This is a genomic window from Serinicoccus sp. CUA-874 (assembly GCF_001942225.1).
In the GTDB taxonomy this organism is placed as follows: Bacteria; Actinomycetota; Actinomycetes; order Actinomycetales; family Dermatophilaceae; genus Ornithinicoccus; species Ornithinicoccus marinus.
Map to the genome: position 1 here is coordinate 348,337 of NZ_MKJZ01000022.1, position 24,194 is coordinate 372,530.

Consider the following 24,194-nt stretch of genomic DNA (forward strand, 5'->3'; position numbering starts at 1 on the left):
CGTCGGTGGGCCGGTGCAAGAACCCGCCCCGGGCCTGCTCAGACGTCCCGCTCCCCGGGCGCCTCGCGGCCCTGCCGATGGCGGGTGACCCACCGCACGACCTCCTCCACGTCGTCGGTCACGCGCATCAGGTCGAGGTCGCCCGGCGAGATCATGCCCTCGGCCAGCAGGGTCCGCTCGAGCCAGTCCAGCAGGGGCGCCCAGTAGGACCGGCCGACGAGCACGATCGGGAAGTTGGTCACCTTGCCGGTCTGGATGAGGGTGACCGCCTCGAAGAGCTCGTCCAACGTGCCCACCCCACCGGGCAGCACGACGAAGCCCTCGGAGTACTTCACGAACATCGTCTTGCGCACGAAGAAGTAGCGGAAGTCGATCCCGAGGTCGACGTACTCGTTGAGCCCGGTCTCGAAGGGCAGCTCGATGCCGAGCCCCACCGAGGTGCCGCCGGCTCCCGACGCGCCCTTGTTGGCCGCCTCCATGGCGCCGGGACCGCCCCCGGTGATGACGGCATACCCGGCCTGGGCCAACGCCCGCCCCACCTGGACCCCGAGCGCGTAGTAGGGGTGGTCGGCCGGGGTCCGGGCCGAGCCGAAGACCGCCACCGCCGGGCCGATCTCGGCGAGTGCGCCGAAACCCTCCACGAACTCGGCCTGGATGCGCATGACCCGCCACGGGTCGGAGTGGACCCAGTCGGTGGGCCCGGCGTCGTCGAGCAGCCGCTGGTCGGTGGTGGTACGCGGCACCTGCGTCCCCCGCAGCGTCACCGGCCCCTGGTGGTAGTCGCTGCGTGTCACGGCACCGACCCTACGCCAGCCGCAGGGCCGTGGCGGATGCTCCCTAGACTGGTACCGATGACCCGCTCCCGCGCCTCCCGTCTGATGGTGCCCGTCCTCGTCGTCGGCCTCACCGCAACCGGGGCGGTGCTCGGCACGCGGTGGGCCGCCGCCGAGCTGTCCCCCTCCCGCTGCGTCTTCACCGCCGCCGGAGAGGAGGTCCGGCTCACGCCGGAGCAGGCGGCCAACGCCGGCACGATCGCCGCGGTGTCGGTGCAGCGGGGGCTGCCGCCGCGGGCCGCGACCATCGCCCTGGCGACCGCGATCCAGGAGAGCAAGCTGCGCAACCTGCGCTACGGCGACGCCGACAGCCAGGGCCTGTTCCAGCAGCGCCCCAGCCAGGGGTGGGGCTCGGTGGAGCAGATCACCGACCCGGTCTACGCCAGCAACGCCTTCTACGACGCGCTGGTCCAGGTGGAGGGCTGGGACCAGGGGGTGGTCACCGAGGTGGCGCAGGAGGTGCAGCGCAGCGCCTTCCCCGAGGCGTATGCCGACCACGAGCAGGAGGGCCGGGTCCTCGCCTCGATCCTCACCGGGCAGGAGGGCACGGGCACCGACCTCACCTGCCGCGTCGCCGACGAGACCCAGGCCGGGTCGGCGCAGGCGCTCGCCGACAAGGCGCTCGCCCAGCTCGGGATGCCGGCCCAGGTGGACGGCCAGACGGTGGTCCTGGACCCTGGGGACGCGCGGCGGGCCTGGGCGGCGGCCACGTGGGCCGTGACGCACGCCCAGGCGGAGGACGTCGGCTCGGTGCGGGTCCAGGGCCGCGCCTGGGACCGTCGCTCCGGCGAGTGGTCGGACGTGGACGCCGAGGGGGCACCCACCACCGTCGTCGTCGAGGTCGGCTGAGCCCTCCGGTCAGCCGCGCTGGTCGACAGGGACGTAGGAGCGCTCGCCCTCGCCGACGTAGACCTGACGGGGTCGGCCGATCTTGGTGGCGGGGTCGGCGATCATCTCGCGGTACTGCGCGATCCAGCCGGGCAGCCGGCCGATCGCGAAGAGCACGGTGAACATGTCGGTGGGGAAGCCCATCGACTCGTAGATCAGACCGGTGTAGAAGTCGACGTTGGGGTAGAGCTTGCGCTCCACGAAGTAGTCGTCCTCCAGCGCCTTCTGCTCCAGCTCGGCGGCCAGCTCCAGCAACGGGTTGTCGCCGGCCTTGGCGAGCATCTCGTGCGCGGTGTCCTTGACGATCGCGGCGCGCGGGTCGTAGTTCTTGTAGACCCGGTGGCCGAAGCCCATGAGCTTGACCCCGTCCTCCTTGTCCTTGACCTTGCGCACGAACTCGCCGACGTCGCCACCGTCGGCCTTGATCTGCTCCAGCATCGCGAGGACCGCGCTGTTGGCCCCGCCGTGCAGCGGACCGGAGAGGGCGTGGATGCCGGCCGAGATGGAGTTGAAGAGGTTGGCCTCGGAGGACCCGACGAGCCGGACCGTGGAGGTCGAGCAGTTCTGCTCGTGGTCGGCGTGCAGGATGAAGAGCTGGTCCAGGGCACGGGCCACGACCGGGTCGAGCTCGTACTTCTCGGTGGGCTGCCCGAAGGTCATCCACAGGAAGTTCTCGACGAGGTTGTAGTCGTTGTCCGGGTAGAGGATCGACTGCCCCCGGCTCTTGCGGAAGGCGTAGGCCGCGATCGTGGGCAGCTTGGCCATGAGCCGGATCGTGGAGATCTCGACGGCCTCCGGGTCGTGCGGGTCCAGGCTGTCCTGGTAGAAGGTCCCCATCGCGGACACGCCGGAGGAGAGCACCGACATCGGGTGAGCGTCGCGGGGGAAACCGTCGAAGAAGTTCTTCATGTCCTCGACCAGCAGGGTGTGCCGGCGCAGCCGCCCGTCGAAGTCCTCCAGCTCGGAGGCGCTCGGCAGGTGGCCGTAGATGAGCAGGTAGCTCGTCTCCAGGAAGGTCGACTGCTCGGCGAGCTGGTCGATCGGGTAGCCGCGGTAGCGCAGGATGCCCTCGCCACCGTCGATGTAGGTGATCTCGGACTGGCAGGAGGCGGTGTTGACGAAGCCGACGTCCAGGGTCACGTCGCCGGTGGTCTTCAGCAGGGCGCTGATGTCCAGGCCGTTGTTGCCCTCGGCCGCGGGCACGACGGGCAGGGACAACTCGTGCTCGCCGTGCGTGAGGCTGGCCGCGTTCGTGCTGCTGGTGGTGTCGGTCATCAGGTCCTCCTGAAGGTGGTGGGCCGTGCGAGGGTGTGCGGGTCGAGGGTCAGGTCACTCGTCGTGGCTCTGCGGCGGCAGCTCTGCCACGACCGGGTGGTCCTTGGCGATGACGCCCATCTTGGCCGCTCCACCGGGGCTGCCCAGGTCGTCGAAGAACTCGACGTTGGCCTTGTAGTAGTCGGCCCACTCCTCGGGGACGTCGTCCTCGTAGTAGATCGCCTCCACCGGGCAGACCGGCTCGCAGGCACCGCAGTCGACGCACTCGTCGGGGTGGATGTAGAGCGAGCGCTCACCCTCGTAGATGCAGTCGACCGGGCACTCCTCGATGCAGGCCTTGTCCTTCAGGTCCACGCAGGGCTGGGCGATCACGTACGTCATGGGCACAGACTACGGCGTCGCCGGAGCCCGTGACGCCACGGGGTGGAGCGGTCCGACCGCGTCGCCCGACCGCTCAGGACCCGGCCTGCGGGTTGGTGCACACGATCTCGTCGGCGGCGTCGTAGGTCGTGGTGAAGTCGTCCCGGCCGACCTCCTCGCCCCCGCTGCGCAGGATCCTGGTGTTGCGGATGGTGAAGCCGTCGGCCGGGGCCTGCGGCACGCAGTCCGCGCGGTCGTCCACGCGCCGCTCGCCCGTCGTGACGTCCCGGCGGGCGCCGTCGACGGTCTCCACGGTGTACTGCCGGTCACCCAGCAGCACCATGACGATGTCGTCGCCGCTGATCCAGGTCTGCACCACGACGGGGGTGTCGGTGTCGTTGGTCCAGACGTTGTCGATGGACGGGATGGCCAGGGTCGCCTCCCGACCCGCCGGGTAGCGGGAGATGTAGAACGAGTGCGGCGTATGGGCGTCCAGCTGCACCCCGGCGAACCAGCTCGCGTTGAAGACGACGGTGGAGATCTGGGAGAGCCCCCCGCCCATGCCCATGACGAGCCGCCCGTCGACGATGACGGGGGCCTCGACATACCCGTTGGCCGCCGTGATGTCGCCGAGAGCGGCACCCAGGCTGAACTGCTCGCCCGGCATCACGACGGTGCCGTTGACGTTGGCGACCCCCGCGCGCAGGTTGGCGGTGCGGGCCTCGTTGCTCGCCCCGGTCGGGAAGGTCGAGGAGAAGGAGGCCATCTCGCTGAAGCTCCAGTCCTCCGACACCGAGGTGGGGATCTCGGGCTCGATCGTCTCGACGTCCGCGTTGATCGTGCGGGCATCACCCTGGGCCGGGAGCGCCTCGCGCACGGCATCGACGAGCCCGTCCTCGGCGAGGGCGTAGCCGACCCGGGAGCCGACGACCTCCACGTCGGAGCCCGCGAGCCGCACCGTGGCGTCCCGCGGTCCGCGCTCCAGGCGACCCAGGTCCTGGCGGATGCGGGCGAGCGTGGCCTCCTCGTCGATGCCGAGGGTGAGATCCCCTCCGTCCTGCTGGACCCGCAGCAGCTGCAGCAGGTCGCGACGGGCCAGCTCGGCCCGTGCCGTCTCCTCGTCGTCACCCTCTCCCCTGCTGGCGCGCACCACGACCGGGGCGTCCAGGGCCGGGTCGAGGTCCTCCTCGGTGAACCGGTCGATCTCCTGCGCCGTGAGCTCGGGGCGCTGGCCGGTGGCGACCGCGGCGACCTCGCGCTCGTCCCCGCTCTCGTCGTCCCAGACCTGCTGCTCCCAGGCCTGCCCCACCTCCTCCGCCGTGCCCTCGACGTCCAGGGTGCGGCCGTCGCGGGCGTCCGTGACCTGCAGGCCGTCGGCGGACAGGCTGATCTCGCCCTCGACCGGAGTGCTGTCGTAGTCCTCCGCGAACCGGCCCAGCTCGGCCTCGAGGGCCTCGCGGTCCACGGCGCCGTAGAGCGGCAGGTCCCGGTCGGCACCGGCCACGTGGTCCCAGATGCGGACCGGGTTGAAGGACAGGCCCGTGACCCCGCGCAGGGTCCGGTCCAGGTCCAGCGTCAGGCCCGCCTCCTGCGGCACCAGGTCGAGCTCCACGGGCTGCCCCGGCTCACCCTCGGCACCGTCGGCCTCCACCTCCAGCAGCAGCGGCTCGGTGGCGCGGTCCCCCAGCTCCCGCTCGAGCTCCGCCCGAGCCTCCGCCTCGGTGAGGGAGCCGATGTCCACCCCGGCCACGCTGACCCCCGATGCCGGTCGGTCCTTGAAGTAGAACGCCGCGCCGACGTAGATCACCGCGAGCACCAGCAGCGCCGCCGCCAGGCGGCCTACGACGGCCCACCAGCCGCGGCCCTCGCTCTCCTCCCGCAGACCGGGTCGGTCGGTGGCGTCAGCCATCAGCTCTCCGTCTCCTCGTGATGCCGCCCGGACACGGTGCCGGGTCGCGGTGCGGGCGCGCCGACCCGGCGCGGCACCGGCTACCGCAGCTCTCCCAGCCGTCCACGGTAATGCACCAGCGCCCCGGTGTCGGTGGGGCGCGCCTCGAGCCCGAGCACCTCGCCCAGCACCAGGTGGTGGTCCCCCGCCTCCCGCACGTCGACGGTCCGGCACTCGAAGGTCGCCAGCGCGTCGTCCACGAGCGCCGTGCCGGTCGCCGCCCCGTGGTGGTGAGGCACCCGACCGAGCTGGTCGTGCAGCGGACGCCCGACCTCCCCCAGCCACTGCGCCACCCACCGCTGGCGCGAGGAGAGGACGCTGACCCCGAGCGGCGAGCCGTCCTCGACCGCCTCGAGCACCCGCGCCTCGGGGTGCAGGCTCACCAGGAGGAGCACCGGGTCCAGCGACACGCTCGTCAGGGAGTCCACGGTGAGCGCCACGTCGTGACCGCGCAGCCGGGCGGTGACCACCGCCACCCCGCTGGCGAAGCGACCCATCGCCAGGCGGTAGACCGCCGGGTCGACCGGATCCGGCTGGGCCGCGGTCACGACGGCACCCCCTGCACCTCGGCGAGCCGGTCGCGGGCCTGCGGCCAGCGGGCGTAGGACTCGCGCCCGGGGAGCGGGCCGCGACGTCGTTGGACAGGGTGTACCACCCCTCGTGCAGCGTCACCTGGGTCGGGTGCTCCCGCAGGGCCTCCCGCTGTCGGCTCAGCGCACCGGCGTCCACGACGGCGTGCGTGACCGCCGCGTCCTCGACGACGGACGGGGGGTAGGGCTCGTCCGGCCCGGGGACCGTGGCGAGGCCCCCGGCCGGGCTGCGTGCCCCCTCGGGGACGTGCTCGGCCAGCCACCGGCGGTCCTGGGCCGCCCAGCTCGCGGGCGTGAGGACGACGAACAGCCGGGGCGCCGGCTCGGACGCGCCCAGCAGCTCGACCGCACGGACGGTGACACGGTGGGCCTGGACGTGGTCCGGGTGACCGTAACCGCCCCAGGGGTCGTAGGTGAGCACCACGTCCGGCCGCAGCGGGCCGAGCTGCGCCGCGAGGGACCGGGCCGCGACCTCCACGTCGGCACCGGCGAAGGCCCGCGGGTGCTCCGCGGCGGCCGAGCCCGCCATGCCGCTGTCGCGCCAGCGCGGCCGCTCGCCGCCGAGGAACTGGTGCCGCACGCCGAGGGCCCGCATGGCGCGGTCCAGCTCACCCCTGCGGTGCTCGCCCAGACCCTCGCCGCCCTCCAGGTGGGCGAGCGCAGGGGTGATGACCTCACCCTCTTCCCCGAGGGTGCAGGTGATGACGTGGACGTCGTCGCCGGCCTCCACGTGGTGCGCCAGCGTGAGCCCGGTGGTCAGGGTCTCGTCGTCCGGGTGGGCATGCACGGCGACCAGGCGCAGCGGCCGGTCCGTCGGCATCCCCGCACGCAGGTCCGGGCGCCGTCCACGGCTCAGCCCCGCGACCGGGCGGCCTTCGCCCGCTGGTTGGCGTCGAGGATGACCTTGCGCACCCGCACGGCCTCCGGCGTCACCTCCACGCACTCGTCCTCGCGGCAGAACTCCAGCGACTGCTCCAGCGAGAGCACGCGCGGCGGGACGAGCCGCTCCAGGACGTCGGCCCCGGCGGACCGCACGTTGGTCAGCTTGCGCTCCTTGGTGATGTTGACGTCCATGTCGTCGGCGCGCGAGTTCTCCCCGACGATCATGCCCTCGTAGACCTCGGTGGTCGGCTCCAGGAACATCGTCCCGCGCTCCTGCAGGTTGAACATCGCGTAGGACGTCGCCACACCGGACCGGTCGGAGACCAGGGACCCGGACTGGCGGGTGCGGATGTCGCCGAACCAGGGGGCATACCCGTCGAAGACGTGGTGGGCGATGCCCGTCCCCCGCGTCTCGGTGAGGAACTCGGTGCGGAAGCCGATGAGTCCGCGGGAGGGCACGACGTACTCCATCCGGATCCACCCGGTCCCGTGGTTGGTCATCTGCTCCATCCGACCCTTGCGGGCCGCCATGAGCTGGGTAATCGTCCCCAGGTGCTCCTCCGGGGTGTCGATCGTCAGCCGCTCCACCGGCTCCTGCAGCTTCCCGTCGACCTCGCGGGTCACGACCTGCGGCTTGCCGACGGTGAGCTCGTAGCCCTCGCGGCGCATCTGCTCGACGAGGATCGCCAGCGCCAGCTCCCCGCGGCCCTGGACCTCCCACGCGTCGGGGCGCTCGGTGGGCAGCACCCGCAGCGAGACGTTGCCGACGAGCTCCTTGTCGAGCCGGTCCTTGACGAGGCGCGCGGTGACCTTGCCGCCCTTGACCCGGCCCGCGAGCGGGCTGGTGTTGGTGCCGATCGTCATCGAGATGGCCGGCTCGTCCACCGTGATGAGCGGCAGCGGCACCGGGTCGGTCGGGTCGGCGAGGGTCTCGCCGATGGTGATGTCCGGTATGCCGGCGATGGCGATGATGTCACCCGGCCCCGCCTGCTCGGCCGGCTTGCGCTCCAGCGCCTCGGTGAGCAGCAGCTCGGTGATCTTCACCGGCGTCACCGAGCCGTCGCGGCGGCACCAGGCGACCTGCTGACCCTTGCGGATCTCGCCCTCGTGGACGCGGCACAGCGCCAGCCGGCCGAGGAAAGGGCTGGAGTCGAGGTTGGTCACGTGCGCCTGCAGCGGCGCGCCCGGCGTGTAGGTCGGTGCCGGGACCGTCTCCAGGATGGTCGCGAAGAGCGGCTCGAGGTCGGGGCTGTCGGGCAGCTCGCCGTCGACGGGCGCCTCGAGGCTCGCCCGCCCGGCCTTGGCCGAGGCGTAGACGACCGGGAAGTCCAGGGCGGCCTCGACCTGGGCCGGGTCGTGCTCGTCGAGCAGGTCCATGAAGAGGGCGTAGACCTCGTCCACGACGTCGCTGATGCGACTGTCCGGGCGGTCCACCTTGTTGATGCACAGCACCACGGGCAGGTGCGCGGCGAGCGCCTTGCGCAGCACGAAGCGGGTCTGGGGCAGGGGGCCCTCCGAGGCGTCCACCAGCAGCACGACGCCGTCGACCATCGACAGCCCGCGCTCGACCTCGCCGCCGAAGTCGGCGTGCCCGGGGGTGTCGATGATGTTGATCGTCATCCCGCCCTCGGGGGCCGAGGCGCCGGCGTAGCGGATGGCCGTGTTCTTGGCCAGGATCGTGATGCCCTTCTCGCGCTCGAGGTCGCCGGAGTCCATGACCCGCTCCACGTCGGAGGCGTCCCCCCGGTGGTCGGCGAAGGCCCCGCCCTGGGTCAGCATGGCGTCGACCAGCGTCGTCTTGCCGTGGTCGACGTGCGCCACGATGGCGACGTTGCGGATGTCTGCGCGCAGCGCGGAGGGCAGGCCGGAGGAGGGGTCACCGTGGGGCATGGCGCCAGTGTCTCACCCGGCCGGGGGCCCAGAGAACCACACGCGCGCCCCTCAGCGGTGCAGCAGCGGCTCGAGGTGACGGACGACCGGCAGGTCGTGCTCGAGCCAGGGGACCTGCCACAGCTCGTGCGCGCGCAGCCAGCGCAGCTCGTCGTGGTCCTCGAGCGGGAGCGGGGCTGCCCCGCCGGGCTCGGCGACCGCCCACCAGAGCCACATCTGCCAGGGGTCGGACAGCGGCCACGCCCCACCGACCCGCTCCCCGAGCCGCACCCGCACGCCCAGCTCCTCGTGGGCCTCCCGCACCGCGGCGTCCGCCGGGTCCTCGCCCGCCTCCACCTTGCCGCCCGGGAACTCCCACCCGCCGGCCAGCCGCGGCGGGGCGCTGCGGCGACCGGCGAGCACCTCCGTCGGCCGGTCCAGGTCGTCGCAGAGGGCGATCGCGGCGATGACGGGCATACCCCCATCCTGGCAGGCTGCAGTTGCCGTAGGGGCAGGTCACGGTCCCGTCACGAAGCGCCCGGCACCCTTGGCAACCGGCCCCCGGTGTGGTCTCCTCACCGGTTAGACCGGGTCAACCCATGCCCGGGCATCACCTGACGTAGGAGGCACGATGAAGAACCGCAGGGTCGCGATCGCCGCGACCAGTGCAGCTCTGGCCCTCGTCCTGAGCTCGTGCGCGGAGTCCGAGCGCGACTCGGGCTCGGACGCGGGCGGAGACGAGCAGGGCTCCGGATCGTCGGAGGAGGCCGGCGGCGCCGAGACCTCCGACGCGACGTTCGTCTTCGGCGCGGCGGGCGCCCCGGCCACCTTCGACCCGTTCTACGCCAGCGACGGCGAGACCTTCCGGGTCACCCGCCAGATCTACCAGAACCTCATCGGCATCGAGCCCGGCGGCACCGAGGGCGTGCCCGAGCTGGCCACCAGCTGGGAGAGCGAGGACGGCCTCACCTGGACCTTCGAGCTGCAGGAGGGCGTGACCTTCCACGACGGCACGGACTTCAACGCCGAGGCCGTCTGCGCCAACTTCGAGCGCTGGGCCGACCAGAACGAGACCGGCCAGCTCCCGGCCGCGGCCTACTACTACGGCAACGACTTCGGCTTCGGGGACGACAGCCTCTACGAGTCGTGCGAGGCCACCGACGAGCTCACCGCCACGGTGGTCGTCAGCCGCGTGACCGGCAAGTTCCCGATGGTGCTCTCGCAGTCCTCCTACGCCATCCAGTCGCCCACCGCGATGGAGGAGTACGACGCCAACGGCATCACCGCCGAGGGCGACGCGCTCGTCTTCCCGGAGTACGCCCAGGAGCACCCGACCGGGACCGGGCCCTTCACCTTCGAGTCCTACGACAACGCCGGCGGCACCGTGACGCTCGCCCGCAACGAGGACTTCTGGGGCGAGACCGCCGGGGTCGCCACCCTCGTCTTCAACATCATCCCGGACGAGAACGCCCGCCGGCAGGAGCTCGAGGCCGGCACCATCAACGGTTACGACCTGCCCAACCCGGTCGACTGGCAGGCGCTCGAGGAGGCCGGTCAGCAGGTCCTCATCCGTGACCCGTTCAACGTGCTCTACCTGGCGCTGAACCCGGTCGCCGACGAGCAGCTCAAGGACCCGCTGGTGCGGCAGGCGCTCTACCACGCCATCAATCGCGAGCAGCTGGTCGCCAGCCAGCTCCCGGAGGGCGCCTCGGTGGCCACCCAGTTCATGCCGGACACGGTGAGCGGCTGGAACGGCGACATCGCCCCCTACGAGTACGACGTGGAGCGCGCGCAGGAGCTGCTCGAGGAGGCCGGCGCGTCCGACCTCACGATCGAGCTGTGGTACCCCTCGGAGGTGACCCGGCCCTACATGCCGGACCCGCAGCGCGTCTTCGACGCGGTCCGCACCGACTGGGAGGCCGCGGGCATCACCGTCGAGCCGGTCACCAAGCCGTGGAACGGTGGCTACATCGACGACACGACGAGCTCGCGGGCGCCCGCCTACTTCCTGGGCTGGACCGGTGACCTCAACTCGGCGGACAACTTCCTGTGCGCCTTCTTCTGCGGTGACGACAACCAGTTCGGGACCAGCGCCTACGACTGGAACTCCGACCTGCAGGAGCAGCTCAAGGCCGCCGACGCCGAGGCCGACGAGGCGACGCGCGAGCAGCTCTACACCGAGCTCAACGCCAACATCATGAGCGAGGACTGGCTGCCCGGCCTGCCGCTGTCGCACAGCCCGCCCGCGATCGTGGTCGGCCCGAACGTCGAGGGCCTGGTCCCCAGCCCGCTCACGGCTGAGGACTTCTCGACCATCACGCTGAGCGAGTGACGCAGGCGCTGCAGCGATGACACGCGTGGCGGGTCGGACCCTTGGGGTACGGCCCGCCACGCGTCTAGTCTCGTCGCCGGACGACACCGACACCTGTCCCTGAGACCCCTGCCGCCGACCGGACGGCACGCACAGAAGCGGAGCAGCCACCGTGCTCAGATTCATCGTCCGCCGGATGCTGCAGGCGGTGCTCGCGCTCTTCGTGCTCAGCGTGCTGCTCTTCGCCTGGCTGCGCTCGCTCCCGGGCGGCGTCGTCAGCGCGCTGCTCGGCGAGCGCGGGACGCCGGAGTCGGCCGCGGCCCTGCGTGCCGCGCTCGGACTGGACCAACCCCTCCCCGTGCAGTACTGGCGCTTCCTGGAGCGCGCGGTGCAGGGAGACTTCGGCATCTCGAACGGCGTCTACCGAGGTCAGCCGGCCCTGGACGTCTTCACCCAGCGATTCCCCGCCACCATCGAGCTCAGCATCTTCGCGATGGTGCTCGCGCTGACCTTCGCGATCCCGCTGGGCTACCTCGCGGCGCGACGCCGCGGGGGTGTCTTCGACACCGGCAGCATCATCTTCTCCCTGGTCGGCGTGGCCGTCCCCGTCTTCTTCCTGGCCTACGTGCTGAAGTACATCTTCGCCGTCCAGCTGGGCTGGCTGCCTCCCTCGGGCCGGCAGGACGTCACGATCAACGCCACGCACATCACGAACTTCTACGTCCTCGACGGTCTGCTGACCCGGGAGTGGGACGCCGCGTGGGACGCCTTCAAGCACCTCATCCTGCCCGGCATCGCGCTGAGCTCGATCCCCTTCGCGATCATCTTCCGCATCACCCGGGCAGCCGTCATCGACGTCATGGACGAGGACTACGTCCGCACCGCCCGCGCCAAGGGGCTCCGGCGGCAGACCATCCGGGCCCGGCACATCATGCGCAACGCCCTGATCCCGGTCGTCACGATCATCGGCCTGCAGATCGGCGCGCTGCTGGCGGGCGCGGTCCTCACCGAGAAGGTCTTCGCCTTCACCGGCATCGGTCAGGCCCTCGCCCTGGGCTTCGAGCTGCGGGACTACCCCGTGCTGCAGGTGCTCATCATGATGGCCGCCCTGATCTACATCATCGTCAACCTCATCGTCGACGTGACCTACGCCATCATCGACCCGCGCGTGCGGACCTGACGAGGAGCATCCTGTGACCGACACGCACGACACCTCCCCCACCGCGGCACGCGACGACGACACCGCGCAGCGCCCCTCGCACCGGTCCGCGCTCGGTGCGCTCGGCGACCGGAAGAAGGAGCGCATCGACGCGCTGGCCGAGGCCGGCACCCTCTCCGCGGGCGAGGGTGTCAGCCTGTGGCAGAGCGCGTGGCGCCGGCTGCGGCGCGACCCGGTCTTCCTCGTCGGGCTCGCCATCGTCACCGTCTTCGTCATCATCGCGGCGATCGCCCCCTGCTCGCGCCGCACGACCCGCGGCCCGGCTGCTCATCTCCCAGGTCACGCCGGCGACGCCCATCCCCCCGGCCCAGGAGGGCTTCCCGCTGGGGGCCGACAACGCCGGGCGCGACACCCTCTCCCGGCTCCTCGTCGGCGCCCGGCAGACCCTCATCGTCGGCGTCATGGCCACCCTCGGCGGGCTGCTCGGCGGCATGACCCTCGGCACGATCGCCGGTGGCATCGGCGGGTGGGCGGACAGCGTGGTGATGCGCATCGTCGACGTGATGCTGTCGATCCCCTCGCTGCTCATGGCCTTCTCGATCGCGGCGCTCTTCGCCCGGCCGAGCCAGTGGACGGTCATCGCCGCCATCGCGATCATCCAGGTGCCGATCTTCGCGCGGTTGCTGCGCGGGTCGATGATCTCGCAGCGGCACAGCGACCACGTGCTGGCGGCGCGGGCGCTCGGGGTGCGGCCCGCGGCCATCGTCTTCCGGCACATGCTGCCCAACTCGCTCGGGCCGGTCATCGTCCAGGGCACCCTCGTCCTCGCGGTCTCGATCATCGACGCGGCGGCGCTGTCCTTCCTCGGCCTCGGCAGCCAGGACGACTCGGTGCCCGAGTGGGGACAGATGCTGGGCAGGGCACAGGTCTTCTTCAACTCCTACCCGCACGTCGCGGTCTACCCGGCGGTGTGCATCATCGTCGTCGCGCTCGGCTTCACCCTCATGGGCGAGTCGTTGCGGGAGGCCCTCGACCCGAAGTCCCGGCGCTGAGGAGGCCGACGATGACGCATACCGCGACCACCACGACCACGAACGGCCCCGGCTCCGGGGAGCCGCTGCTCAGCGTCGACGAGCTGTCGGTGACCTTCGGCAGGGGTCGACGGGCCTTCACCGCCGTCGACCACGTGAGCTTCGACGTCCGGCCCGGCCAGACCGTCGGGCTCGTCGGCGAGTCCGGCTGCGGCAAGTCGGTGACCTCGCTGGCGATCATGGGGCTGCTGCCCGCACGCGGCAACACCGTCACCGGAGAGGTCCGATTCGACGGACAGGACCTGCTGACGCTGAGCCAGGAGCAGCTACGCGAGCGGCGGGGCAGCGAGCTGGCGATGATCTTCCAGGACCCGCTGTCCTCGCTCAACCCGGTCGTGCCGCTCGGGACGCAGGTGGCCGAGGTGCTCCAGGCGCACCAGGGCATGAAGCCCGGGCCTGCCGGCCGCCGGGCCACCGAGCTGCTGGACAAGGTCGGCATCCCCGACCCGACCCGGCGGCTCAAGGAGTACCCGCACCAGCTCTCGGGCGGGATGCGGCAGCGTGCCCTCATCGCCATGGCGCTGGCCTGCGAGCCGCGTCTGCTCATCGCGGACGAGCCCACCACCGCTCTGGACGTGACCATCCAGGCCCAGATCCTGGCGCTGCTGCGCGAGCTCGTGACCGAGTCCGGCACCGCGCTCATCATGATCACCCACGACCTCGGGGTGGTGGCCGGCCTGTGCGACCAGGTCAACGTCCTCTACGGCGGCAAGGTCGTCGAGCGGGCCGAGCGGCACGACCTCTTCGCCCGGCCCCGGCACCCCTACACCGGTGGCCTCCTGGCCTCCATCCCCCGGCTCACCGAGGAGCGCGGCCGCCGGCTCAACCCGGTGCCCGGGTCGGTCGCCGACAACATCCCGTGGGAGGGCGGGTGCGCCTTCGCACCCCGCTGCTCCTCCGAGGTCGAGGCCTGCCGGAGCACCACGCCGGACCTGGTGCCGGACCGGGACGGGCTCGGGCCGGACCGGCTGCTGCGCTGCCACCACCCGTTGGAGGAGAACCCGTTGGACGACATCCCCACCCACGGCCGGGAGGACGCCCATCCCGACCACCCGCAGGAGGGCACGGCATGAGCACCGCCACCCGGGAGGAGACCGGCGGCAGGTCGGAGTCCGCGCCGGACCTGCTCGTCGACGTCCGCGGGCTCAAGGTGCACTTCCCGATCAAGAAGGGCGTCATCATCGACCGCACGGTCGGCCACGTCTACGCGGTGGACGGCATGGACGTCCAGATCCGGCGCGGCGAGACCTACGGCCTGGTCGGCGAGTCCGGCTGCGGCAAGTCGACGTTCGGCCGGGCGGTGCTGCAGCTCGAGCCCATCACCGAGGGCGAGGTCCACTTCGACGGGGTCGACCTGTCCACCCTCAAGGGCGAGAAGCTGCGCGGTCAGCGGCGGCACATGCAGATGGTCTTCCAGGACCCGCTCGGCAGCCTGGACCCGCGACAGACCGTGGAGCAGCTGCTCCTGGAGGGGATGCGCGCCCACGGCATGGCCAAGGACGGCAAGGCCGCCCGGCAGCGACTGTCCGAGCTGCTGACCGCTGTCGGCCTGCCCGCAGCCGCCCTCTCGAAGTACCCGCACGAGTTCTCCGGGGGCCAGCGCCAGCGGGTCGGCATCGCCCGGGCGCTGTCGGTCGACCCGCAGCTCATCGTCGCCGACGAGCCGGTGAGCGCCCTGGACGTCTCGGTGCAGGCCCAGGTCATCAACCTGCTCGGTGACCTGCAGGAGGAGTTCGGGCTGACCTACCTGGTCATCGCGCACGACCTGGCGGTGGTCCGCCACATCAGCGACCGGATCGGGGTGATGTACCTCGGGTCCTTGGTCGAGGAGGCGGACGCGCAGGACCTCTACGACAGCCCCTTGCACCCCTATACCCGCGCGCTGCTCTCGGCCGTGCCCGTCCCCGACCCCACGGTCGAGGACACCCGTGAGCAGATCCTGCTCGTGGGCGACCTGCCCTCCCCCGCCAACCCGCCGGCCGGCTGCCGGTTCCACACCCGTTGCCCCTGGCGCCAGGAGACCCGCTGCGACGACGAGCGTCCGCAGCTGCGCGAGGTGCAGATCGAGGGAGTCCCCGGCACCCACCGGGTGGCCTGCCACTACGCCGAGCAGATCGCCTCCGGAGAGCTCCCCCGGCATACCGTCGACGCCGCCCAGGATGGCGAGGACCAGCCCCACTGGGCCGGGCCGGAGGAGGACGAGGACGTCAGCAGCGCCGGCTTCGCGGCCCGCGACATGCCGGACACCGGCGGCTGATCCGCTACCGCCGGGGCTAGCCTGAGGCCCATGAGACCAGCGAGCGCACGGGTGCTCGTCGTCCAGCACGAGGACAAGGCGCCCCCCGGCCTGCTCCTGCCCTGGCTGGAGCGTGCGGGGTTGACCTGCGAGGTGCTCCCCGCGCACGAGGGGTATGCCCTCCCCGCGACCCTGACCGAGCACGTCGCGCTCGTCGTCCTCGGCGGCTCCATGTCCGCGACCGACGACCGCGAGCACCGCTGGCTGCTGCCGACCCGGGCCCTGATCACCTCTGTCGTCGCCGGCGGTATGCCCTTCCTCGGCATCTGCCTGGGGCACCAGCTCGCGACGGTGGCGCTCGGCGGGGAGGTGGCGGCCCACCCGCAGGGGCGCACGCGGGGCCTGCTGCCCTGGTCGCCCACCCCGGCCGGGCGGACCGACCCGCTCACCCACGTGCTCGACGAGCGGGACGAGCTGCTGCACTGGAACGGCGACGTCGCGACGGTGCTGCCCAGGTCAGCCGAGGTCCTCGCCCGGGCTCCCGACGGCACGGTCCAGGCGGTGCGCCTCGGTGCCCGCGCCTGGGGGGTGCAGTTCCATCCCGAGGTCGACGCCGACATCGTCCTCGGATGGACGGAGGGACAGCAGCACGAGGCGGAGGTCGCCGCCCTGCACGAGCTGCGCTCCCGGCAGGACGAGCTCCACCCGGCGTGGGAGCGGCTGCTGCGTCGCTTCGGCGAGCTCGCGAGCGCCCCCGCGGCGCTGCCGGCCTGACGTCGGCGTCACGGGTGGTGAGGACCACCCCGTGCCCGGCGTGGGAAGATGACGTCACGAGACGAGGGGCCCGCGCCGTCAGGAGACCGCCATGAGCGACGCAGCGATCTTCATCGCCGCCACCTTCGTCGCCGGGCTGCTCGCGACGACCATGCGGCTGCCGGCGCTCCTCGGCTTCCTGCTCGCCGCTTCGCCCTCAACTGGCTGGGTGTCGACGAGCTGCCCTACCTCGACTTCATCGCCGACCTCGGCGTCACGCTCCTGCTCTTCGGCATCGGGCTCAAGCTCAACGTCCGCAGCCTGCTGTCCCGGGAGGTGTGGGTCACCACGGTCGGCCACATGGCGCTGTCGGTCGCCGTGGGGACGACCTTCCTGTGGTTGGTCGGCCTCCTCGGCTACCCCCTCCTGCGCGGCCTCGACCTCCAGACCCTGGCGCTGGTGGCCTTCGCGCTCTCCTTCTCCTCGACCGTCTTCGTGGTCAAGGTGCTGGAGGAGCACGCCGAGCTGCAGTCGTTCTACGGCCGGGTCGCGATCGGCATCCTGGTCATGCAGGACCTGGCCGCGGTGATCTTCATGACCATCTCGGGTGGCCGGATCCCCAGCATCTGGGCGATCCCGGTCGTCCTCGCCCTGGTGCCGGTGACCTGGCTCGGTCGCTGGTTGTGGGACCGCATCCCGCACGGCGAGATGCAGGCGCTCTTCGGGCTGGCGATGGCGCTGGGCCCCGGTTACGCCGCGTTCGATGCGGTCGGCCTCAAGGGCGACCTCGGCGCGCTCGTCGTGGGCATGCTGCTCGCCGGGCACAAGGCGGCCAGCGACCTGTCGCACTCGCTCTTCCTGCTCAAGGACCTGCTCCTCATCGGCTTCTTCGTCTCGATCGGCTTCATCGGGATGCCCACGACCTCCTCGGCGGTCCTGGGGATGCTGCTGCTGCTCCTGCTGCCGGCCCAGATCGGGCTCTACGTCTTCCTCCTCGACCGGCAGAAGCTGCGACGCCGCACCTCGGTGAAGGCCGGTCTCCTGCTCGGCAACTACTCCGAGTTCGGACTGATCGTCACCTCGGTGGCGGTGTCCGGCGCGATGCTGGACGAGGAGTGGCTGGTCGTGATGTCGGTCGCGGTCGCGACCAGCTTCGTCGCGGCCACCCTCATCAACGAGAAGTCGGACACGATCCTGCGCTGGGCCCGTTCGGTCATGCCCATGCACCCCTCGAACGACGTGCACCCGCACGAGCTGCCGATCTCCTTCGGCGACGCGCGGGCGGTCATCATGGGCATGGGACGCATCGGTCGCAGCGCCTACACCGAGCTGTCCGAGGTCTACGGCCTGGACGTCCTCGGGGTCGAGAACCTCCCCAGCCGGGTGGGGAAGCTGCGCGAGCAGGGTATGCGCATCGTCGAGGCCGACGCCGCCGACGGCGACTTCTGGGGCCGGTTGGAGTCGACCCGGCAGGTTGAGATCGTCGTCCTCGCCATGCCCTTCCACGGCGCCAACAAGGTCGCGCTGCAGCAGCTCACCGAGAGCGACTACGACGGGGTCATCGCTGCCGTGGCGCAGTACGACGACGAGGTGGGTGACCTGGAGGCCCGGGGCGCCGACGTGGTCGTCAACCTCTACGAGGGCGCGGGCGCCACGATCGCCGAGCGGGCCGCGGAGGCGACGACCGGCGGGCTGTGAGCCCGGAGCGTCACGGCGCGCGGGACACGATGACCGGGCAGGGGGCGCTGCGCATGAGCCGCTGGCTGACCGACCCCAGCAGGCGTCCACGGATGCTGCCGCGGCCACGGCTGCCGAGGACCAGGGCGTCCCACCCCTGCGCGGCCCCCAGTAGTGTCGGCACGACCGGGCCGCGACGGACCTCCCACTCGACCGGCACGTCGGGGTAGGCCTCGACCGCCGGCTGCAGCACCCGCACGACGGTCTCCGCGTGGCGCCGCTCCACGGCCTGCCACTCCGGGCTGCCCGGCTCGGTGACGACATACCCGTCGACCACCTCGAGGAACCAGGTGGTGAGGGCGGTGACCGACGATCCCGTGAGCTCGGCCAGCGCGAGCGCGGCGCGGGCCGCCCGGGCGCTGTCGTCGCTCCCGTCCACCCCCAGCCCGACGACCCCGTGGTCGAGCCGGTCGACGTCGACGCCGGCGTTGACGACGGCCACCGGGCGACGGGCGTGGGCCGCCACGCCGAGCGAGGTGCTGCCGAGGAGGAACTCCTCGACCGCGCTGCGGGCCCCGGTGCCGACGACGAGGAGCGCGGCGTCGTCCTGGTGCGCGAGCAGGGCCGCGGCCGGTGAGCCGCGGGAGACGTCCGTGCGGGCGACGATGCCGAGCCGCTCGGCGAGCCCGGCGACGTGCTGCTCCAGCTCGGCGACCAACTCCTCCTCGGCCTCCAGCACCGAGGTCACCGCCACCGCCTCCCCACCGGCCATCCGGGCCGCGAGCGCCTCCGGCTCGCTCGCGTGGACCACGACCAGCCCCGCCCCGGTGCGCCGCGCGGTGCGCGCGGCCCACTCCAGCGCGGCGTCGTCCATCCCGGTCCCGGCCACACCCACGACGACCGGGTGCTCGAGTCGTGCTGCCACCGCGCTCACCTCCACGGGTCCTGCGACGAGTGGCTCCAGCCTACCGCCACCGCGCCCGTAGACTCAGGCCCTGAACGTCCCGACCGCACCTGACCAGGGAGAGGCATGTCCACGATCATCTACACCCGCACCGACGAGGCCCCGCTGTTGGCGACGTACTCGCTCAAGCCGATCATCGAGGCCTTCGCCGGGGCGGCGGGGATCGAGGTGGAGACGCGTGACATCTCGCTCGCCGGTCGCATCCTGGCGCAGTTCGCCGACCGGTTGCCGGCGGACCAGCAGGTGGGCGACGCCCTCGCCGAGCTGGGCGAGCTGGCCACCACCCCGGACGCCAACATCATCAAGCTGCCCAACATCTCCGCCTCGGTGCCGCAGCTCAAGGCGGCCGTCGCCGAGCTCCAGGCCCAGGGTTACGACCTGCCCGACTACGCCGAGTCGCCCAGCACCGACGAGGAGCGCGACGCCCGCGCACGTTACGACAGGGTCAAGGGCTCGGCCGTCAACCCGGTGCTGCGCGAGGGCAACTCCGACCGCCGCGCCCCCGAGGCGGTCAAGATGTATGCCCGCGCCTACCCGCACTCCATGGGGGCCTGGAGCAGCGACTCGCGCACCCGCGTCGCCACGATGGAGGCCGGCGACTTCCGCCACAACGAGGACTCGGTGGTCCTCGACGCCGAGGACACCCTGAGCATCCGGCACGTGGCCGGCGACGGCACGACGACGGTCCTCAAGGAGTCGGTGCCGGTGCTCGCCGGCGAGGTCGTCGACGCCACCTTCATGTCGGCCAGCGCGCTCGAGGAGTTTCTCGCCGCGACCGTCGAGGAGGCTGCCGCCGACGACGTGCTGTGGTCGCTGCACCTCAAGGCCACGATGATGAAGGTCTCGGACCCGATCGTCTTCGGGCACGCGGTCCGCGTCTTCTTCGCCGACGTCTTCGACCGCCACGGCGAGGCGCTCGCCGCGGCGGGGCTGTCGCCGAACGACGGGCTGGGCGGCATCCTGTCGGGCCTGGACGCCCTGGGCGAGCAGGCCGCCGAGGTGCGCGAGGAGATCGAGGCCCGGCTGGCCGAGCTGCCCCGCCTGTCGATGGTCAACTCCCGCAAGGGCATCACCAACCTGCACGTCCCCAGCGACGTCATCATCGACGCCTCCATGCCGGCGATGATTCGCAACGGGGGCCAGCTGTGGGGGCCCTCCGACGAGACGGCCGACACCCTCGCCGTCATCCCCGACTCCTCCTACGCCGGCGTCTACCAGGCGGTCATCGAGGACTGCAAGGAGCACGGGGCCTACGACCCGACGACCATGGGCTCGGTGCCCAACGTCGGCCTCATGGCCAAGAAGGCGCAGGAGTACGGCTCGCACGACAAGACCTTCGAGATCCCGTCCGACGGTGCCGTCGAGGTGGTCGACGGCAGCGGCGAGGTGCTGCTGCGGCACGAGGTGAGCGCCGGTGACATCTGGCGCGCCTGCCAGACCAAGGACGAGCCGATCCGCGACTGGGTCCGGCTCGCGGTGAGCCGGGCCCGTGCGACCGGGGACCCGGCGGTCTTCTGGCTGGACGAGGAGCGGGCGCACGACCGCAACCTCATCGCCAAGGTGCAGGCATACCTGGCCGAGGAGGACACCGACGGCCTGGACCTGCGCATCCTCTCCCCCGTGGACGCGACCACCCTGTCGGTGCAGCGCATCCGCGAGGGCAAGAACACCATCTCGGTCACCGGCAACGTGCTGCGCGACTACCTCACCGACCTCTTCCCCATCCTCGAGGTCGGCACGAGCGCCAAGATGCTGTCCGTCGTGCCGCTGATGAACGGCGGCGGGCTCTTCGAGACCGGTGCCGGCGGCTCGTCCCCCAAGCACGTCCAGCAGCTGCAGGAGGAGAACTACCTGCGCTGGGACAGCCTGGGCGAGTTCCTGGCGCTGGCCGAGTCGCTGCGGCACCTGGCCGAGCGGGACGCAACGCCAAGGCCCGGGTGCTGGGCGACGCGCTGGACGCGGCCACGGGGCGGGTGCTGACCGAGGAGAAGTCGCCGGCCCGCAAGCTGGGCCAGATCGACAACCGCGGGAGCCACTTCTACCTCGCGCTCTACTGGGCGCAGGCGCTCGCCGAGCAGACCGAGGACGCCGAGCTGGCCGAGCGCTTCGCGCCGGTCGCGGCCCAGCTGGGCGAGCAGGAGACCGAGATCGCCGACGAGCTCGTCGCGGTGCAGGGCAGCCCGGTCGACCTCGGCGGCTACTACCAGCCGGACGACGCCAAGGCCTTCGCCGCGATGCGGCCCTCGGCGACCTTCAACGCTGTGATCGACGCCTTGCGTGACTGACGGACCGGGGGTCCGCCGCGACGGGTCCGGCGGACCCCTGCCTCACCTGGGGCTGCTCGCGCTGGTCGCGGTCGGTCTCGTCGCGGTCAACCTTCGGCCCGGCGCCACGTCGGTCGGCCCCGTGCTGGCCGAGCTCGAGGCCGGGATCGGCCTCAGCCCGGCGGCCGCCGGGGTGCTGAGCGCGCTGCCCGGACTCTGCTTCGGGGCGCTCGGCGCACTGGCGGTGCCGCTCTCGCGCCGCCTGGGCCTCACCGGGACCATCCTGCTCGGGCTGGTCGTCGTCGCCGCCGGGCTGCTGCTGCGCGTCCTCACCGGTGGGGCGGTGACCTTCGTGCTGCTCTCCGCGCTCGCGCTGGGTGGGATGGCCGTGGGCAACGTGCTGGTCCCTGCGTGGATCAAGCGGCAACCCGCGGACCGGGTGCGGCTCATGACGGTCTACGGCACCGGGCTGACCGTCGGCGGAGCCTCCGGCGCGGCCCTGGCTGCCCCCGTCGCCGCCGCGGCCGGGAGCGACGGGTGGCGCCCGTCGCTGGGGCTCTGGGGGCTGGCCGCCGTGTCGGCACTGCTGGTCTGGCTCGTGGTCGCCCGCCGCGAGCGCGGCGCCGTGGTGCCGGAGGACGGCGGGGGTGCTGCCGGCCGACTGGTCCGCTCCCCCACGGCGGTCGCGCTGACCGCGATGTTCGGCGTGCAGTCGATGAACGCCTACGTGCAGTTCGGCTGGCTGCCGGAGATCTACCGCGACGCGGGGCTGTCCGCCACCGTCGCCGGGCTGCTCACCGCCATGCTCACGGGCCTGGGCATCGTCGGGGGCCTGGTCATGCCGGCCGTCATCGACCGGTCGCGCACGCTCGCGCCGTGGATGGTCGCCTTCGGGGGCCTCGCCGTGCTGGGGTATGCCGGGCTGTTCCTCGCCCCGGCCACCCTGCCCTGGCTCTGGGCCGGGTTGCTGGGGCTCTCCGGCTGGGCCTTCCCCACCGTCATCGCGCTCATCAACGCCCGCAGCCGCCACCCGCGGGTGACGGCGCGGCTCTCCGGCTTCGTGCAGCCGGTGGGCTACCTCATCGGCGCCTCCGGACCGTTCCTCGTCGGGCTCATCCACGCCTGGACCGGCGACTGGCGCCTGGTGCTGGCCCTGCTCGCGCTCAGCGGCGTGGCGCTCACGCTCACCGGCCTGCGGGTGTCCCGGCCGGTCTTCGTCGACGACGAGATGGCCCCGGCAGACCCCGGAGCGCCCCGGCCTGAGCCCCTGTCCCGCGCTGCGGGAGGCCGTCAGGCTCGCTGCGCCAGCCCCTTGACGTACTCGGCCTGCCCCAGGTGCTTGATCGCGTCCTCGAGCACCGAGAACACCCGCACCCCCACGGTCACCGGCGGGTCGAGGGAGTCGTCGAGCACCCGCTCCATCTCCTGCGCGTCCAGCCCGGCGACGAGGCGGTGCGTGAGCTCGTGGACGGCACGGGCATACCCCACGAGCAGGTCCGGGTCGCTCAGCTCGAACCGGCCGACCTCCGCGGGGTCCTGCCCGTAGCCCATCGCGTCCGGCGGGTAGGGCAGGTCGAGACGCTCGTTCCACCCCTGGTCCCACGCCTGCTCCTTCCCCGAGAACTGGGCGAGCTGGGCGTCCTGCTGCCGGAGCAGGTGCCAGAGCAGCCAGCCCACGGGGTTCGCCTCGTCGTCCGGCCGCCACCGAAGCTGCTCGGGCGACAGCCCGTCGAGCACGGCACCCACCCCCTCCTCCACGCGGGAGAAGCCGTCGGCGAGCAGGTCCTGGAAGGTGTCCATCGGCAGCACGGTAGCCCTGCCCCCTGACAGCAGCCATGCGATCCGCGATGCTGGGGGCATGCAGACCACCACGTTGAACGTCCGGACGGGAGGCGAGGAGGTCGTCCTCGACCTCACCCGTGAGTGCGAGGGCTTCGTGTCGGGACGGGGCGACGGGCTGCTCCACGTCTTCGTCCCGCACGCCACCGCGGGGCTGGCGATCATCGAGACCGGCGCGGGCTCCGACGACGACCTGCTCGCGGCCCTGGGCGACCTGCTGCCGGCCGACGACCGGTGGCGGCACGCGCACGGCGCGCGCGGCCACGGCCGGTCGCACGTCATGCCCGCGGTCGTCCCGCCCTACGCCACCGTCCCCGTCGAGGGCGGGAGGCTGGCGCTCGGCACCTGGCAGAGCATCTGTCTCGTCGACCTCAACGTCGACAACGCCGAGCGGAAGGTCCGGCTGGACTTCCTCGAGGGCTGACCAGGGACGCGCTCGGCGCACCGCGCGGTCACTCGTCCTCGGGGAGGGACAGGTGGACGTCGCTTCGCGAAGACCACCGTGCCGACGTGACGTATCGTTCCGGCACGATCTCACCCCATGGTCTCGATGAGGAGAACGGCACATGCCACCGAGACGACTGCCCTTCATCGTCACGCTCCTGACAGCTGCCGCCCTCGTGACGGGCTGTTCGGACGGGGAGGACTCTGGCACCGAGTCCTCGGCACCGACCGCCGAGGCCGACGCGGCGGTGGACCAGCGTGTGACGGAGGCCGAGCAACGGGCCTCGGAAGCAGAGGCACGCGTCTCCGAGCTCGAGTCCGAGCTCGACACCGCTCGGCAACAGGCGGAGGAGGCCGAAACCCGGGCCGACGACGCGGAGAGCCGGGCCGAGGAGGCGGAGGCTGCCGCGCTCGCCGCGGGTGAGGAGGCCGCTGCCGAGGCCGAGCCGGACACGGGCGACGATGAGACCGACCAGGGTTCGGACGCCTCCGCCCCGGAGGCGAGCAGTCTGACCACCTCCCAGGAGAGTGCTGTCCGATCGGCGCAGGACTACCTTCAGTTCACGGCGTTCTCACGCACCGGCCTCATCGGGCAGCTGGAGTTCGAGGGCTTCTCCACCGAGGACGCCACCTTCGCCGTCGACAGCCTCGACATCGACTACAACGAGCAGGCGGCCGCGGCGGCCGAGTCCTATCTCGACTTCAGTGGCTTCTCGCGGCAGGGACTCATCGACCAGCTGGTCCTCGAGGGCTACACCCAGGAGCAGGCGACCTACGGGGTGGACCAGACCGGCCTCTGACGGCCACCCAC

18 protein-coding genes and 5 pseudogenes are annotated in these 24,194 nt (G+C 72.0%); 13 read left to right on the forward strand and 10 right to left on the reverse strand.

Translation table 11 applies throughout. The annotated features are described in order from the left end of the window. Positions 1-38: 38 nt before the first annotated feature. A complete protein-coding gene (locus BJF80_RS08460) occupies positions 39-794 on the reverse strand; it encodes an LOG family protein (protein WP_075812824.1) in 756 nt (251 codons plus the stop codon). Between the two features lie 57 nt (positions 795-851). Here BJF80_RS08460 and BJF80_RS19040 point away from each other — a divergent pair, with 57 nt between their 5' ends. Then, on the forward strand, positions 852-1,682 hold the full coding sequence (locus tag BJF80_RS19040) for a hypothetical protein (RefSeq protein WP_187344351.1): 831 nt from the start codon (positions 852-854) through the stop codon (positions 1,680-1,682). 9 nt (positions 1,683-1,691) lie between these two features. On the opposite strand, the gene BJF80_RS08470 is transcribed toward BJF80_RS19040, so the two are convergent. The 7 genes and pseudogenes from BJF80_RS08470 to BJF80_RS08510 form a co-directional block, all read right to left on the reverse strand. Beyond that, positions 1,692-2,996: a citrate synthase gene (locus tag BJF80_RS08470; protein ID WP_075812828.1), complete on the reverse strand. Its 1,305-nt coding sequence runs from the start codon at positions 2,994-2,996 to the stop codon at positions 1,692-1,694. 54 nt (positions 2,997-3,050) lie between these two features. Continuing rightward, entirely contained in the window at positions 3,051-3,377 is a 327-nt protein-coding gene (gene fdxA, locus BJF80_RS08475) for a ferredoxin (protein WP_075812830.1), read from the reverse strand. A 73-nt stretch (positions 3,378-3,450) separates the two neighbouring features. Then, positions 3,451-5,265, reverse strand: coding sequence for a VanW family protein (locus BJF80_RS17735; RefSeq protein ID WP_083673548.1), 1,815 nt, complete (start codon positions 5,263-5,265; stop codon positions 3,451-3,453). Between the two features lie 80 nt (positions 5,266-5,345). Next, positions 5,346-5,852, reverse strand: a complete 507-nt coding sequence (locus tag BJF80_RS08495; RefSeq protein ID WP_237767506.1) for a flavin reductase family protein — start codon at positions 5,850-5,852, stop codon at positions 5,346-5,348. Positions 5,853-5,988: 136 nt separating this feature from the next. Beyond that, positions 5,989-6,714, reverse strand: a pseudogene (locus BJF80_RS08500) (PIG-L family deacetylase); the annotation flags it as partial. A gap of 32 nt (positions 6,715-6,746) precedes the next feature. Further along, a complete protein-coding gene (gene typA, locus BJF80_RS08505) occupies positions 6,747-8,666 on the reverse strand; it encodes a translational GTPase TypA (protein WP_022925077.1) in 1,920 nt (639 codons plus the stop codon). Positions 8,667-8,717: 51 nt separating this feature from the next. Continuing rightward, positions 8,718-9,122, reverse strand: a complete 405-nt coding sequence (locus tag BJF80_RS08510; protein WP_022925078.1) for an NUDIX domain-containing protein — start codon at positions 9,120-9,122, stop codon at positions 8,718-8,720. Between the two features lie 154 nt (positions 9,123-9,276). Between BJF80_RS08510 and BJF80_RS08515 the strand changes: the two genes are divergently transcribed. The 8 genes and pseudogenes from BJF80_RS08515 to BJF80_RS08545 all read left to right on the forward strand — a co-directional run bounded on the left by BJF80_RS08515 (position 9,277) and on the right by BJF80_RS08545 (position 17,893). After that, positions 9,277-10,977 carry an ABC transporter substrate-binding protein gene (locus BJF80_RS08515; RefSeq protein WP_075812832.1) on the forward strand — a complete coding sequence of 567 codons (1,701 nt, stop codon included), beginning with the start codon at positions 9,277-9,279 and terminating at the stop codon, positions 10,975-10,977. A gap of 151 nt (positions 10,978-11,128) precedes the next feature. Continuing rightward, complete coding sequence (locus tag BJF80_RS08520; RefSeq protein WP_075812834.1) at positions 11,129-12,136, forward strand: ABC transporter permease; 1,008 nt, start codon at positions 11,129-11,131, stop codon at positions 12,134-12,136. Positions 12,137-12,149: 13 nt separating this feature from the next. Then, positions 12,150-12,362, forward strand: a pseudogene (locus tag BJF80_RS21775) (hypothetical protein); the annotation flags it as partial. Positions 12,363-12,660: 298 nt separating this feature from the next. Beyond that, positions 12,661-13,167: an ABC transporter permease gene (locus BJF80_RS21780; protein WP_237767507.1), complete on the forward strand. Its 507-nt coding sequence runs from the start codon at positions 12,661-12,663 to the stop codon at positions 13,165-13,167. 53 nt (positions 13,168-13,220) lie between these two features. Next, positions 13,221-14,279 (forward strand): annotated as a pseudogene (locus tag BJF80_RS08530) (ABC transporter ATP-binding protein); the annotation flags it as partial. Further along, entirely contained in the window at positions 14,276-15,463 is a 1,188-nt protein-coding gene (locus BJF80_RS08535) for an ABC transporter ATP-binding protein (protein WP_075812838.1), read from the forward strand. The pseudogene BJF80_RS08530 and the gene BJF80_RS08535, both read left to right, overlap by 4 nt. Before the next feature lie 30 nt (positions 15,464-15,493). Further along, positions 15,494-16,216 carry a type 1 glutamine amidotransferase gene (locus BJF80_RS08540; protein WP_083653121.1) on the forward strand — a complete coding sequence of 241 codons (723 nt, stop codon included), beginning with the start codon at positions 15,494-15,496 and terminating at the stop codon, positions 16,214-16,216. A gap of 48 nt (positions 16,217-16,264) precedes the next feature. Then, complete coding sequence (locus BJF80_RS08545) at positions 16,265-17,893, forward strand: cation:proton antiporter domain-containing protein (RefSeq protein WP_237767494.1); 1,629 nt, start codon at positions 16,265-16,267, stop codon at positions 17,891-17,893. Between the two features lie 10 nt (positions 17,894-17,903). Here the strand turns inward: BJF80_RS08545 and BJF80_RS08550 are convergent, their stop codons facing one another. Then, positions 17,904-18,797 carry a universal stress protein gene (locus tag BJF80_RS08550; RefSeq protein WP_143554042.1) on the reverse strand — a complete coding sequence of 298 codons (894 nt, stop codon included), beginning with the start codon at positions 18,795-18,797 and terminating at the stop codon, positions 17,904-17,906. Positions 18,798-18,902: 105 nt separating this feature from the next. On the opposite strand from BJF80_RS08550, the pseudogene BJF80_RS08555 reads away from it, so the two are divergent. Together BJF80_RS08555 and BJF80_RS08560 are read left to right on the forward strand one after the other, a co-directional pair. Next, positions 18,903-21,121, forward strand: a pseudogene (locus tag BJF80_RS08555) (NADP-dependent isocitrate dehydrogenase). Then, positions 21,114-22,187: pseudogene (locus BJF80_RS08560) on the forward strand (MFS transporter); the annotation flags it as partial. The pseudogenes BJF80_RS08555 and BJF80_RS08560, both read left to right, overlap by 8 nt. 203 nt (positions 22,188-22,390) lie before the next feature. On the opposite strand, the gene BJF80_RS08565 reads toward BJF80_RS08560, so the two are convergent. Then, positions 22,391-22,960, reverse strand: a complete 570-nt coding sequence (locus BJF80_RS08565) for a mycothiol transferase (protein WP_237767495.1) — start codon at positions 22,958-22,960, stop codon at positions 22,391-22,393. Between BJF80_RS08565 and BJF80_RS08570 the strand changes: the two genes are divergently transcribed. Then, positions 22,959-23,363, forward strand: a complete 405-nt coding sequence (locus tag BJF80_RS08570) for a secondary thiamine-phosphate synthase enzyme YjbQ (protein ID WP_022925090.1) — start codon at positions 22,959-22,961, stop codon at positions 23,361-23,363. The two genes, BJF80_RS08565 and BJF80_RS08570, sit on opposite strands and share 2 nt — an antisense overlap. Positions 23,364-23,505: 142 nt before the next feature. Further along, a complete protein-coding gene (locus BJF80_RS08575; protein ID WP_075812844.1) occupies positions 23,506-24,183 on the forward strand; it encodes an Ltp family lipoprotein in 678 nt (225 codons plus the stop codon). Positions 24,184-24,194 lie beyond the last annotated feature (11 nt).